This window comes from Streptomyces sp. CA-210063 (assembly GCF_024612015.1).
In the GTDB taxonomy this organism is placed as follows: domain Bacteria; phylum Actinomycetota; class Actinomycetes; order Streptomycetales; family Streptomycetaceae; genus Streptomyces.
Window position 1 is genome coordinate 5,489,652 of the sequence record NZ_CP102512.1, and the last position, 13,475, is coordinate 5,503,126.

A 13,475-nucleotide genomic window follows, 5' to 3' on the forward strand; every position below is an offset into this window, starting at 1 on the left:
GAATATGCCGAACCGGCTCAATGTCCCGGCGGCCGAACAGTCCGCCGGTGCTCCTCCGCCGCCCGTCGGGCCGCCCGCAGTGCGTCCACGCTCACCGCGTCCCCGGCCAGCGCCTCCCGGAGCCCGGCGACGAACCGCTCCCCGTCCTCCGTCAGCGCCTTCGATGTCGCCAGTGTCTCCACCGCCTGAGCCGTCTGGTCCCGCCACCGTGAGAACCGCACCTCCGCGTCACGGCCGCCCCCGCCCCGCCATCGTGCCCGCCAGAAGTCGACCACCGCCAGATGCGCGTACGTCCCCTGCAACAGCCCCTCCAGAGGGCGCGGGTCGGCCCGCCAGGGCGCGTAGAACAGCGTCTCGCAGGCCGGATCGTGGAGGTCCACCAGATCCAGTACGGCGCCCAGCTTCACATGCTGGAACTCATGGACGAGCAGCAGCGCCAGCGTCTCCGGTGTGCCCGGGCGGGCGATGGCCACCGCGCCGAAGGCGTCGCGGGCCGCCGAGCTGAGGTCGGCGTTCTCGGGCGAGGGCAGCAGCGGGGTGATCACGCGGAGCCCGGCGGCGATTCCCGGGGCGTACTCGGGCAGTTCGCGGCGGATCCAGGCCCAGGCCGCCGTCAGGCCGGCCCGCCACGCCTCGGCCTCGCCCTCGGTGAGCCGGGGGTGTGCCGGGTGGCCGTGGCAGTCCCGCCAGGGGTCGGTGTCCTCCAGGGCGACGGACCAGCCGTCCAGGTCGAACCGCCGAGTCCCCTGCCAGGCGGGGTCCTTGGCGCCCGTCCGGCCCACCGTGTACGTCCGGCCGCCCGCGTGGACCGTGCAGCCGTCGGCGTCCGTGCGGACCTCGGCCTGTTCGATGCCCGCCTCCAGCGTCAGCGTCCCGAGCGTGGGCAGACGCAGCAGGCCGTCGCGGACCGGGACGACGACCGTTTCCGCGCGCCCGGCGCGCAGCGCGGCGGCCGCGGTGATCTCCGCGATCCCGTGTACGGCCGTCGCGGCCGCCTCCGCGTCGCCGCCGAGGCAGCGCAGGGCCCAGGTCCGTACATAGGGGTGGGCCAGGACCCGGTCCACCGACTCGGGTGCCTCGCCGTCGAGGACGGTCAGCGTCCGCCAGGCGTCCTCGCCCTGCGGGGTGTGCGTCGTCTCGTGCCACACATGCCCCAGCAACTCGCGGACCAGGGAGAGTTGGTGGCGGGCCAGCAGATCCACGGTGGCGGCCGTGCCACGACCGGTGGCGAGTTCGGCGAGGTGGTGCTCGGCGAGCGCCGGCCGGACGGACTGGTCGGTCATATGACGGTCCCGGAGGTCGGTGATGAGGGACAGCAGATCGGAGCAGTACACGGAAGGGTTGCGGAATCCGCTGCCGTCGGACCGGTACCGGTGGGCGTAGAGGCCGCCGCCGCAGGAGCGCACGACCGGACAGGCGCGGCACTGCTCGGCCAGCCCGTCGAGGCCCTGCTGCCGGGCCACGATGCCCGGATGCGCGGCCACCTCGTCCAGGGAGTGGGCGAACACGTCCAGGCCGGTGGCGGGGGCGCCGTCGTGCGCGGTCTTCAGGGAGTCGGCCTGTTCGAAGGTCCCGTCGGTCTCGATCACGGCGAGGTCGGCCGGGGCCAGCCCCAGGGACTCGGTCAGGCTGCTGTCGCCGCGCAGGGTCCGCAGGACGGAGTCGAAGACACGGACGTCCATGGTGCGGCCGGTCGCGGTCCAGCGGTCGTGGACGGCCAGCAGCCAGCGCGCGTACGCCGTGCCGTCGGTGTCCTCGGCCGGGCGCGGCGGCGGCTCGTCCCAGGTGGCGTGCGGGAGGAGGAAGTCGACGCGCGGCGGGGCGAGTTCGGCGAGCGCGTCATAAACGGCGACGGGGTCGTTGCGCAGGTCGATGGTGCACAGGATGCCCGCGAAGAGGTGCCGGTAGCGGGGCTGGTTGAGCAGGGCGATGCCTCTGAGGACCCGGTCGTGGCTGCTGCGTCCGTCGGCGTAGCGGCGGTGCAGGTCGTTCGCGGCCCGGTCGCCGTCCAGCGAGACGCCCACCTTGATCCCGAACTCCGCGAACAGGTCCAGGAACCGCTCGTCGAGGGTGACGGCGTTGGTGTGGATCCGCAGGTCCAGCTCGCACACGCCGTCGAGGGCGGCGGTCAGTTCGGCGGCGGCCCCGCGCAGCCGGGTCCGGCCGGCGAGGAGGGGTTCGCCGCCGTGCAGCACGACGTGCACGGCGTCCAGTTGATGGGTCTTCGCGTGCTCGGAGATACGTTCCGCCGTGGCGCGCAGGACCTCGTCCGACACCACCGGGGGCCGACCGCGCCAGCTCTGGTCCGCGTGTTCGTACACATAGCAGTGGTCGCAGGCGAGATCGCAGCGACTGTGCATCTTCAGCACGAACTGGCGCAACGGCAGGTGCGGTCGGCCCATGACGGTCATGCGGGTGTCGTCGCGTTTCGGCGGCTGTCAGACGGAGGACTGGAAAGCCGCCACCGCGACCCTTCCCGGACCCCTCCGTTCGACGCCGTTCGATACGGCGCGGGTCAGAGCGGGCGACAGCGCGCCGCTGCTCTGCGCCGCCAACCGCACCAAGGACACCCGCTCGGGACCGTCGGCGGCCGTAGTCCCTGACTCTGCGGCCGTGGGGTCGAGGGATGCGTTCATGGGGACCTCATCAATCTGTGCGTGGAAACTGACGGGGTTGCGGAGTCTTGCGGCTCAATGAAGCAGATGCCGACAGGAATTGCTCACTCATGCACCGACCGCAGAAGAAGTTAGCGGTCGACGGGGCGAACGGTGCCGAATATTCGGTCGTCCACTGATCGCGACCAGAACATAGCCGACGCCGAGGAGTGCTTCGGACGGCACCACAAGCCTCGTCCGCATGCGGGTCGGCAAACGTGAGAACCGTCTCACCGCCTGCCGGGGAGTACGGCGGTTGGGGGCAGAGGTGACATTCCGGGCGGCTTCAGTGTTCTCAGCACTCTCAGTCCCCGCACAGCCACGGCCAAACCCGCTGACGGACTGCGTCCCTAACTTCACTGCCATGACGGGAAACCACAAAAGCAAAACGATCACCCGGCGCCGCGCTCTCGCGGTGACCGGAGGGACGGTCGCGGCCGGCGGGCTCGCGGTCGCCGGCTACCGGTCCGCGTTCGCCGACGAGGCGACGACCACCACCGAGGCGACGGCCACGGCGGAGGCCACGAGCACCAGCGACGCGTGCATGACGCTGATGTCGAGCGTCACCGAGGGGCCGTACTACCTCGAACGCCCTGGTCCGGAAGGACATCACCGAAGGCAAGAGCGGTGTCCCGCTGACGCTGCGCCTCACGGTCGTGGACGCCACCGACGGCTGCACCCCGGTCCCCGGCGCGGCCGTGGAGATCTGGCACTGCGACGCCTGGGGCTACTACTCGGGCTACACCACCGCGAACCCCGGCGGTTCGGCGCCCGCCGAGAGCGAGGACGGCTCGACCGCCGACGACGCCACCTACCTCCGTGGCTACCAGATCGCGAACGCGAACGGGGTCGTCAAGTTCGAGACCATCTTCCCCGGTTGGTACACCCCGCGCACCTGCCACATCCACGTGAAGGTGCACACGGGCGGCGAGAAGGAGGACGGCACGTACGAGGGCGGCAAGGTCAACCACACCGGCCAGTTCTTCTTCGACGACGAGATCGCCCAGGAGATCTTCACGCTCGAGCCGTACTCCCAGCACAGCGGCAGCTACACCACCCTCGACAACGACATGGTCTACGACGGTGGCGGCGCCTCCAGCGGCCTGCTCACCCTCAAGCCCGTGAAGAAGGCCGACCCGGCTCGCGGCTACAAGGGCTTCCTCACCCTCGGCATCGACCCCGACGCCGAGAACACCGGCGCCGGCAGCGGCGGTGGCGGCGAGGGCGGTACGCCCCCCTCCGGCGAGCCCCCGACGGACGCCCCGACCGACGGCGCCACGGCCTCCGAGTCGGCCTCGTAGGTACGCCCATGAGCAGCCGCGAGGACGAGACGCTGGCGCAGGCCGCGGTGACCGCGCTGACCTGGCAGTTGGAACTGTCGCCCAAGCCCGGACTGCCCGACCCGCGCGACCTCGGTGCCCGGGTCACCCGGCAGGACCACCGTGCCCTGCGCTGGTCGGCGAAGGCACTGGTGCCCGGCCTCGCGGCGATGGCGGCCTGTGCCCGCCGCAACGGTGCGGCGACGCCCGAACTCCGGGCCGAGCTCGGCGCGATCGGGCGCTGCACCGAACACTCCGTGCAACGCGCCGGGGGCGGGCATCGCGGTGCCACCTGGGTGCTCGGGCTGCTGGTCGCCGCGGCGGCCATGGAGCCCGGCGCCCGGGGGCGCGAACTGGCCGCCACCGCGAAGAAGATCGCCGCGCATCCCGACCGCCGGGCGCCGCGGCGGCCCTCCCGGGGGTCGTCCGTCTCCGCCCAGTACGGGGCGGCCGGGGCCCGGGGCGAGGCCCGGGCGGGCTTTCCCCATGTGCGGCGGGCGCTGGACGTGCTGGCCGAGGCCCGCACGGCGGGGACGCCGGAGCCGTATGCCCGCCTCGACGCGCTCCTGACGGTCATGTCGACCCTCCAGGACACCGAGTTGCTCTACACCGCCGGGCCCCACGGTCTTCGCCACGTCCAGGCGGGTGCGCGGGCCGTCATCGATGCGGGGGGTACGACGACTGACGCCGGTCATGAGGCCCTGACCACCCTCGACACGGACCTTCAGGGGCGGGGATGGAGTCCGCGTGGGAGCGGGTCGCTGCTGGCGGGCGCGCTGTTCGTGGACGCGATAGCGCTCGGGCGGTGAGGGCTCGTGGGCGGGTGCGGGTGAGTCGTGGTTGCTCGCGCAGTTCCCCGCGCCCCTGAAAGACCCCGGGCGCGACCCATGCCGCTGAGGGGCGCGGGGAACTGCGCGACCAGCCCCACTCACCCGCAGACGACAACGGGCGCCGTCAGCTCTTCAGCGACGCCATCCACGCCTCGACCTCGTCGGAGCGGCGCGGCAACCCCGCGGACAGATTCCGGTTGCCGGTCTCCGTCACCAGGATGTCGTCCTCGATACGGACGCCGATGCCCCGGTACTCCTCGGGCACGGTCAGGTCGTCCGCCTGGAAGTACAGGCCGGGTTCGACGGTGAGGACCATCCCGGGCTCCAGGGTCCCGTCGACATATGACTCGGCGCGCGCGACGGCGCAGTCGTGGACGTCCATGCCGAGCATGTGCCCGGTGCCGTGCAGCGTCCACCGGCGCTGCAGCCCCAGCTCCAGGACCCGCTCCACCGGCCCCTCGACGATCCCCCACTCGACCAGCCGTTCGGCCAGCACGCGCTGCGCGGCCTCGTGGAAGTCGCGGTACTTGCCGCCCGGCTGCACGGCGGCGATACCGGCCTCCTGGGCGTCGTACACGGCGTCGTAGATCTTCTTCTGGATCTCGCTGAACGTGCCGTTGACCGGCAGGGTGCGCGTGACGTCGGCGGTGTAGTACGTGTGCGTCTCGACGCCCGCGTCCAGCAGGAGGAGGTCGCCGGAGCGGACCGGGCCGTCGTTGCGGACCCAGTGCAGCGTGGTGGCGTGCGGGCCGGCGGCGCAGATGGAGCCGTAGCCGACATCGTTGCCCTCGACCCGGGCACGCAAGAAGAACGTTCCCTCGATGTAGCGCTCCGACGTGGCCTCGGCCTTGTCCAGCACGCGGACGACGTCCTCGAAGCCGCGCACGGTCGAGTCGACCGCCTTCTGCAGCTCGCCGATCTCGAAGGCGTCCTTGACCAGCCGCGCCTCGGACAGGAAGATCCGCAGTTCCTCGTCGCGCTCGGCGGTGACCTTGTCGGTGAGCGCCGCCTCGATGCCGGCGTCATGGCCGCGCACGACCCGGACCGGGCCCGTGGCCTTGCGCAGCGTGTCGGCGAGTTCGCGCACGTCGGCGGCGGGGATGCCGTACAGCTCCTCCGACTCGGTGAGCGAGTGCCGGCGCCCGACCCACAGCTCGCCCTGGCCGGAGAGCCAGAACTCGCCGTTCTCGCGGTCGGAGCGCGGCAGGAGGTAGATCGTCGCCTCGTGGCCCTCGCCCACCGGCTCCAGGACCAGGACACCGTCCTCGGTCTGGTTGCCGGTGAGGTACGCGTACTCCACCGACGCCCGGAAGGGGTAGTCGGTGTCGTTCGAGCGGACCTTCAGATTGCCCGAGGGGACGACCAGGCGCTCGCCCGGGAAGCGCGCGGAGAGCGCGGCGCGGCGGGCGGCGGTCTCGGCGGCTTGGGCGATCGGCTCCAGCCCGTGCAGCTCCGTGTCGGCCCAGCCCGACTTCATGTTCTCGGCCAGCTCGTCCGAGACGCCCGCGTACAGGCCGTTCTTCCGCTGCTTGATCGGCTCCTCGGCCTCGGCTCCGGCCTCGGTTTCCGGGGTCTGCGGTACGAGCTCGTCCGCCACGGTCATCCTCCTAGATACGGCACTGGACCTCGTCCATCGTACGGTCGCACCGAAGGGGGCCCAGGGCCGAAGCACCTCTTACCGCTGGTCACCGAATGCTCACGCGAAGCAGCCGAAAAGGCTCGGCGTGCCTGGCCCGAGGCGACCGCGCAGGCACGACCGGAGGTCCTCCAGGAGGGCCTACTCGAACCGTGCCGCCAGCAGCACCACGTCCTCCGCGCCGCCCTCCCCCGCTCCCGGCTTCGCTCGACCGGGAGATGCCCCCTCGTCGAGCCCGTGCGGCAGGACGGTCCGCAGCACGTGGTCGGCGATCGCGCCGGGGTCCGTGCGCAGGGCCCGGGGGACGCCTGCCGCGGCCGCGTGGAGGCGGGCGAAGGCGCGGTCGACGGGCTCGCCGGTGCGCTGGAGGAGGCCGTCGGTGTACAGCAGGACGGTTTCTCCTTGCTGGGCGGTCAGCTCGACGCTGGGCGCCTCCCAGCAGGCGAGCATGCCGAGAGGCGCCGACAGGGACGTCTCCACGTACTCGGTGCGCCGCTCGCCGATCACCAGCGGCGGGCTGTGCCCGGCCCCGGCCAGCGTGATCTTGCGCAGCGCCGGCTCGACGTAGGCGAAGAGCGCGGTGGCGGAGCGGGCGGGCTCGGTGAGGCGCAGCAGCAGCTCCAGGTCGGAGAGGACGGCGACGGGGTCCTCGCCCTCCATCACGGCGTACGCGCGCAGCGAGGCCCGCAGCCGGCCCATCGCGGCGATCGCGCTGGGCCCGGACCCGGTCACCGAGCCGACCGCGAGGCCGAGCGCGGCGTCGGGCAGCGGCAGCGCGTCGTACCAGTCGCCGCCGCCGCGCGGCACGGTGCGGTGCCGGGCGGCGAGCTGGACGCCGGGGACGCGGGGCAGCCGGGAGGGGAGCAGTTCCTCGGCGATCGTCGCCATGCACGCGCGCGTGCGCTCGACCTCGACGAGCCGCGCCAGGTGCTCGGCGGCGTACCGCGAGTAGAGCCCGGCGAGGTGCCGCTGCCGCTCGACCGGCTCCGCGGGCTCGTCGTACAGCCAGACGGCGGCGCCGCGGCGGCCGGCCGCCTCGGTGGACAGGGGGAGCGCGTAGCTCGCCGCGTATCCGAGCCGGGCGGCCACCTCGCGGTGGCGGGGGTGGAGCCCGTCCTCGGCGAACAGGTCGGGCTGGGCGATCTCGCCGTCGCCGCCCGGCAGTCCGTCGAGGATGCGGCCGTACGGCAGGGAGCTGCGCGGCACGGTCTCGATGTGCCCGAGATCGGCGCGGCCGAGGCCGAGTCCGATGGTGGTGTCCGGGCCGAGTCCGTCGCCCGGTTCCAGGACGACGAGACCGCGTCGGGCGCCGACGAGGGCGGCTCCGGCGTGCAGGGTTTCCTTCAGGGCGCTGTCGAGTGAGTTCGTGCGGGTCAGACGTTCGGTGAGTTCGTGCAGCGTCGTGAGGTCCGAGACCCAGCCCGCGAGTCTGTCCTGCAGAACGGCGCCCGGAGCGGTGCCCGGTTCTGTGGCGGGAGTGGCCGAGGGGGTGCCCGGGGCCACGGGCGTGGGCGCGACAGTGTGTGCGGGGGAGGGAACCGTTGAATCGATTCCAGCCACTTTCGGAGGGTGAGGGGCGTTCATGGTGTCCGGCTTTCCGACCGGTGCGTATTGCTCAAAAGCATCGCAAACCCCCATGTCATTCTGCGCCGCTAGCAGTGTCTCCACATGTACACGCACTCGTGAGGGGATGTCCAGCATTGTCCTGCTGGGATATCTGGTGTCCGTGAGACACCGTTGGACTCCTGTCCCCTTCTTGTCCAGTCCTCTGGAAAATGCGAAGTTGGCTAAAAAGTGTTGTGGTGAACGGTGTATTGAGGTCGACTGGCCTTGTTCAACAGAGCGTCACAGCGGTCGTGATGGGTACGTACTCGGTGAAGACCAGGGGTGGCGGAGGCCACCCGGAACCTGGCGACGGAACCGGGCGTCCTATCCACCGACGACCGAGCCCCATCCTCCCGTGGCGGAGGCGGCGAGCACACGCGGGACAGCAAAACGCCAGGCGCCGCCACCCCTGCGCCATGGCCATGCTTTTGACAGACGCAAGTCGACGCAAGCGATGGACGCGGACGTAACCGAGCTCGGCCCGCAGGAGTTCCCCTTGTCCGCGACAGGGGTGTGACGCGCCGACAGGTACGCACAGTGAAGTGAACGACACATGTTGTGAGTGACCCCACGGTGTTGCCATGCGTGCAACGGAAAGGACGAGCGCTCATGCGCGAGATCCCCGGAAAGCGACGCAGGCTCCTGTCCAGGCGCAACGGCGGGAGGCCCGAGCTTCTTGAGCAGGCCCTGACGTTCGCGACGGAATGGCAGTGGCCCGTACTCCCGGGGGTGGCGCCGGACCCGCAGGGGCGTGCCCGCTGCGGCTGCCCGGACCCGGAGTGCGTGGTGCCCGGCGCTCACCCCTTCGATCCCGGCCTGCTGGCCGCCACCACCGATGAGCGCATGGTCCGCTGGTGGTGGAACAACCGGCCGACGGCGCCGATCGTGCTGGCCACCGGGGGCAGCGCCCCCTGCGCGGTGAGCCTGCCGGCCCTGGCCGCCTCCCGTGCCCTCGCCGCGCTCGACCGCACGGGGATGCGCCTCGGCCCCGTGGTCGCGGCCCCGCACCGCTGGGCGATCCTGGTGGCGCCGTACTCGATGGAGCAGCTGGGCGAGCTGCTCTACGCCAAGGACTTCGTGCCCGGTTCCCTCCGTTTCCACGGCGAGGGCGGCTATCTGGCCCTGCCCCCCTCCGAGACCGGCCACGGCTCGATCCGCTGGGAGCGCGCACCGCTGCCCGGTTCGGCCGCGCCCTGGGTGCCCGACGTCGAGGCGGTCGTGGACGCGGTCGTCGACGCCCTCACTCGTACGGGTGTGAGCGCGCCCGAGTTCTGAGCCCGCCCGGCGCGCGGGGGACCGGGCGCCCCCGGTCGGTCGTTATCTTCCGCACATGCAGCGTCTTCCCGGGGGCCAAGGGGCTCCGTCGTCGCGCGGTCGCCACAGCGCTCCCCCGCTCCGGAGCCACCGAGCACCGAAGCCGGCGGACGGCGGGCCGGATCCGCGCCGACTCCGCCTCGCGGGACTGACCGCGGCGGTCGCGGTCGCGCTGGGCCTGCCGCTCGCCGCCTCCGCCGGCCCGCTCGGCGACGTACGTACGTCCGAACGCGCCCTCACCTCCGAGCCCGCTCTCCCCTCCGCACTCGATCGTGCCGCCGGGCGCGTCGGTGCTGCCGCCGGACTCGGGGCCGGGGGCGGCAGCGGTGCCGACGGAAGCGCGGACGGGCCCGGCGGGGATGTCCAGGAGTCCTCCGGGCGCGTGGATCCGAAGGAGGGCGGGGCGGACGAGAAGGCGGCGGACGGGGTCGACGCGGCGGACGGCCCCGAGCGGTCCTCGCGCGAGCCGCTCGGCCTCGGACTCGCCACCGCCGCCCGCTGCGGCCCCGAACTCACCTCCCCCGACGGCATCGAGGCGCAGACGTGTGTCCTCACTCAGGGTGAGGAGACATGGGCCCGCACCTACTACCGCAACGCGACCGGGCGGGAGCTGAGTTCGGTCCTCAGCCTGATGGCGCCCGGCGGGCGCACCGTACGCATGCACTGCGCCGTGGGCGCGCACGACGAGCCGGGGGCGTGCGAGACGCCGAGGGAGCGCACGCGGGGCGGTACGGGGGCGTACACGGCCGTGGCGGAGTTCGCGGCACCCGACGGCAGTGGGCCGCTGTTGCTGCGCTCAGGGAGCAACTCGGGCCGCTCGTAAGGGGGTTGACGCCCAGAGGGGTTCCGTACAGCGGAGGCGCTCCGGAGCCCGGGCATGAAAAGACCCGGTTGCTGGCGACGGGGGATGCACCAGCAACCGGGCTAATGGAACCGTAACAAGAGATCGGCGCTTCGCAAATTCGGTCTTGGCTATTCGGACACGAATTTGCCTGTCACGTAGGGGAGTTGTGACAGGAGTCACCACACTTCGAACGCACTCGATCAGCCGGCCGCGCGGTCGGCCCGGGAGCGAATGTCAGCTGAGCGTGACCTGTCGGTTGGTGAGTCCGCCGCGTGCCCGGCGCTCGTCCGCGGTGAGCGGGGACTCGTCGGCCAGGGCGGCGGCGAGCCGCTCGGCGAACTCGGCCGCTGGCTTCTCGATGTCGTCCGCGCCGACCCCGCTCGGCAGGTCCCAGACCGGCACGGTGAGGCCGTGAGCACGGAAGGAGCCCACCAGCCGGGTGCCCTCGCCGAGGCCGGAGCGCCCGGCCGCGTGCAGCCGCGCGAGAGCGTCCAGAAGCCGCTCCTCGGCGTGCGGCATGACCCAGCGCAGGTGGTTCTTCTCGGGGGTCTCGCACCAGTACGCCGAGTCGACGCCCGCGAGCTTCACGGTCGGGATGGCCGCGGAGTTGGCGCGCTCCAGGGAGGCGGTCACCTCCGGGGTCGCGTTCTCCGTGTCCGGGACCCAGAACTCGAAGCCCGAGTGCACAACTGGCTCGAACTCACCTTCGGGGTCGAGCAGGTCCTGCAGGCGCGGACCGTCGGCCGGGGCGCGTCGGCCCGGAACCGGAGTGCCCGGCTCTGCGACCAGGGCGCGCTGGAGGGTGTCGGCGAGGTCGCGGCTGATGTCGCCCGACGCCGTGTCGTTCTGCAGGCCGAGCAGCACCGTGCCGTCGTCGCGGCGCAGCGCGGGCCAGGCCATCGGCAGGACGGTGGCGAGCGTGACCGAGGGGACGCCCTCGGGGAGCGCGTCCTTCAGCTTCAGCTCGACGGTGGCGGCGGGCACCAGCTCGCGCAGCGCGACCCAGTCGCACTCGCCCGGCAGGTCCTCGAAGGGTCGCCGCACCAGCTCGGTCACCGCCTGGGCGGCGGCCCGGCCGTGACAGGCCTTGTAACGGCGGCCGCTGCCGCAGGGGCATTGCTCGCGCGCGCCGACAACCGGAACCTGCCCATCAGCGCCTACGGCGCCGACTCCGCCGGTGTCCTGTGGGCGCTTGGCCTTCGTGTGGGGTCGCTTCTTGGCCATCGTGGGTGTCTCCCGATCACGGCTCGTCTCGTACTGGCGCGAGCCTAGCCGCTCGTACGACGCCCGACGGGACCCTGTGGACAACGCACCGAGTCGTCCCGGAACCGGTGGTTCAAGCCGGGTCGTTCAGGCCGGGTCGCGCCCGACCGGCGGTCAGTCCATGTCGTCGAACGCGTCCGCGAAGTCCAGGTCGGGGAGGGCGGAGACCGACGGGGCCGCCACGCGGGTGGCGAAGTCGTCCCGGCGGTGGGCGCGGAGGACGTCGTGCTGGACGACGACCCACACGGTGACCTCGCCGCGGGCGTCGTCGCGCACGCCCCAGTCGTCGGCCAGTGCCGTCACGATGTTCAGCCCGCGGCCGCCGTGTGCGGTGACCGAGGGCGTGGACGGAACCGGACGGGTCGGACCACCGCCGTCCGTCACCTCGACCGTGAGCCGCCCCGAGGGGTCCACGCGCCAGGCGCAGCGCACATCGCCGTCACCGGCCAGGGCGTCGCCGAGCGGCCTGCCGTGTTTGCAGGCATTGCTGAGTAGTTCGGAAAGGATCAGCAGGGCGTCGTCGATGACCGATTCCGCCACACCACCGTCGCGCAACTGATCGCGCATCCGGTGCCTCGCTTCCCCCACGCCCGCAGGGCCATGGGGTACGGCCATGCTCGACGACGTGGGCACCTCCTGTGCCACCACCAACGCCACCCCCGAGACCTCCTTCGCCCCACGCCACGGTGTGAATGCCCCATTGGACTGGACTGGAAACCGGCCAACACACGTGCTCTGACGCACTCGTAACGATCGAATACGGACCGAACGCGCCGGTGCACTCCCCGTAGCCGTCTGGCTGAATTTCGCCCCCGATGTGCCGACTTGTCCTCGGGTGTGGTCCGGCCGTCTTGGCGGAATTCTTACCTCCGTCAAGAGCGGTCGGCGGCGGTGGCAGGGCTCGGCGGAGTGCTCGCAGATGTGAACAGAAGCGTGTTCGAAGCCGTCGGGGAGGTCGTGTGCGGAGTTGTCGATATCGGGGTGTTCGGAGTTGTTGGAGCCCGTTCGCTCGGTGGTGACCTGGAGGGGGTGCGGTCAGCGGCCGAGTTGGTGGAGGACCGCGCGTGGACGGTTGGTGATGATGGCGTCGACGCCCAGCTCGACACAGAGGTCGACGTCCTGGGGCTCGTTCACGGTCCACACGTGCACCTGGTGGCCGGTTTTCTTCAGGCGCTCGATGAACGCGGGGTGGTTGCGCACGATCCGGATCGAGGGGCCGGCGATCCCGACACCGGCGGGCAGTCGCCCGTCGCGCAGCCGGGGTGAGACGAACTGCATCAGATAGACCGTCGGCAGCGTCGGGGACGCGGCCCGGACGCGGTGCAGGGAGCGCGCCGAGAAACTCATGATCCGTACCGCCGACTCGGCGGCCGGCTCCGGCGCGTCCAGACCGAACCGCTTCAGCAGGACCAGCAGCCGCTCCTCCACCTGACCGGCCCAGCGCGTGGGGTGCTTGGTCTCGATGGCCAGCTCCACCCGGCGTCCGGCGTCGGCCACGAGTTCGAGCAGGCGTTCAAGGGTGAGGACGGAGGTGTCCGCCCGGTCCTCGGGGGTGACCTCCCAGTCGGGGGCCTCGTCGCCGTTCCGCCAGGAGCCGAAGTCCAGGGCGGCCAGGTCGGCGAGTTCCAGGGCGGAGACCGCGCCGCGACCGTTCGACGTACGGTTGACGCGTCGGTCGTGGACACAGACGAGGTGGCCGTCCGCCGTCAGCCGGACATCGCATTCGAGGGCGTCCGCCCCGTCCTCGATCGCCTTCTTGTACGCGGCCAGGGTGTGCTCGGGGGCAGCCTCGGAGGCCCCCCGGTGGGCGACGACCTGAATCGGGAGCTGTGGTGCGTGGGTCACCGCGTCATGGTGCCACCGTGGCGGGGTACGCGTGGGGGTGGTGACGGTGGACGACCTGGTCTGTACGCACAGTACACGCCATTAGTCCGATAGATCCTATATAAAGGAAGGTCCCGGACCCACAGAAACCGCTTATGGTGCCCTGACGGCTCGTGGGAAAAGCTG

10 protein-coding genes and 1 pseudogene are annotated in these 13,475 nt (G+C 71.8%); 4 read left to right on the top strand and 7 right to left on the bottom strand.

Annotated features, from left to right (window positions below; all coding sequences use genetic code 11):
• Window positions 1-17 precede the first annotated feature (17 nt).
• Together JIX56_RS23865 and fxsA are read right to left on the bottom strand one after the other, a co-directional pair.
• Window positions 18-2,411, bottom strand: coding sequence for an FxsB family cyclophane-forming radical SAM/SPASM peptide maturase (locus JIX56_RS23865; protein WP_257543383.1), 2,394 nt, complete (start codon window positions 2,409-2,411; stop codon window positions 18-20).
• 27 nt (window positions 2,412-2,438) lie between these two features.
• Entirely contained in the window at window positions 2,439-2,636 is a 198-nt protein-coding gene (fxsA, locus tag JIX56_RS23870) for an FxSxx-COOH cyclophane-containing RiPP peptide (protein ID WP_257543385.1), read from the bottom strand.
• Between the two features lie 382 nt (window positions 2,637-3,018).
• On the opposite strand from fxsA, the pseudogene JIX56_RS23875 reads away from it, so the two are divergent.
• Window positions 3,019-3,955 (top strand): annotated as a pseudogene (locus JIX56_RS23875) (intradiol ring-cleavage dioxygenase).
• A gap of 8 nt (window positions 3,956-3,963) precedes the next feature.
• Window positions 3,964-4,782, top strand: a complete 819-nt coding sequence (locus tag JIX56_RS23880; protein WP_257543388.1) for a triphosphoribosyl-dephospho-CoA synthase — start codon at window positions 3,964-3,966, stop codon at window positions 4,780-4,782.
• 145 nt (window positions 4,783-4,927) lie between these two features.
• On the opposite strand, the gene JIX56_RS23885 is transcribed toward JIX56_RS23880, so the two are convergent.
• Together JIX56_RS23885 and JIX56_RS23890 are read right to left on the bottom strand one after the other, a co-directional pair.
• Window positions 4,928-6,406 carry an aminopeptidase P family protein gene (locus JIX56_RS23885; protein ID WP_257543390.1) on the bottom strand — a complete coding sequence of 493 codons (1,479 nt, stop codon included), beginning with the start codon at window positions 6,404-6,406 and terminating at the stop codon, window positions 4,928-4,930.
• A 174-nt stretch (window positions 6,407-6,580) separates the two neighbouring features.
• The gene (locus JIX56_RS23890; protein ID WP_257543392.1) at window positions 6,581-8,140 is read right to left on the bottom strand and encodes a PP2C family protein-serine/threonine phosphatase; all 1,560 of its coding nucleotides are present in this window, start codon (window positions 8,138-8,140) and stop codon (window positions 6,581-6,583) included.
• Window positions 8,141-8,653: 513 nt separating this feature from the next.
• Between JIX56_RS23890 and JIX56_RS23895 the strand changes: the two genes are divergently transcribed.
• Window positions 8,654-9,319 carry a bifunctional DNA primase/polymerase gene (locus tag JIX56_RS23895; protein ID WP_257543394.1) on the top strand — a complete coding sequence of 222 codons (666 nt, stop codon included), beginning with the start codon at window positions 8,654-8,656 and terminating at the stop codon, window positions 9,317-9,319.
• Between the two features lie 187 nt (window positions 9,320-9,506).
• Window positions 9,507-10,181 (top strand): hypothetical protein, encoded by a 675-nt coding sequence (locus tag JIX56_RS23900; protein WP_257551070.1) that lies wholly within the window; start codon window positions 9,507-9,509, stop codon window positions 10,179-10,181.
• 255 nt (window positions 10,182-10,436) lie between these two features.
• Here the strand turns inward: JIX56_RS23900 and JIX56_RS23905 are convergent, their stop codons facing one another.
• From JIX56_RS23905 to JIX56_RS23915, 3 genes are all read right to left on the bottom strand, one after another.
• Complete coding sequence (locus JIX56_RS23905; protein ID WP_257543396.1) at window positions 10,437-11,426, bottom strand: SEC-C domain-containing protein; 990 nt, start codon at window positions 11,424-11,426, stop codon at window positions 10,437-10,439.
• A gap of 153 nt (window positions 11,427-11,579) precedes the next feature.
• Window positions 11,580-12,209, bottom strand: coding sequence for an ATP-binding protein (locus tag JIX56_RS23910; RefSeq protein WP_257543397.1), 630 nt, complete (start codon window positions 12,207-12,209; stop codon window positions 11,580-11,582).
• A 291-nt stretch (window positions 12,210-12,500) separates the two neighbouring features.
• Window positions 12,501-13,310: a glycerophosphodiester phosphodiesterase gene (locus JIX56_RS23915; RefSeq protein WP_257543399.1), complete on the bottom strand. Its 810-nt coding sequence runs from the start codon at window positions 13,308-13,310 to the stop codon at window positions 12,501-12,503.
• Between the last annotated feature and the right edge of the window lie 165 nt (window positions 13,311-13,475).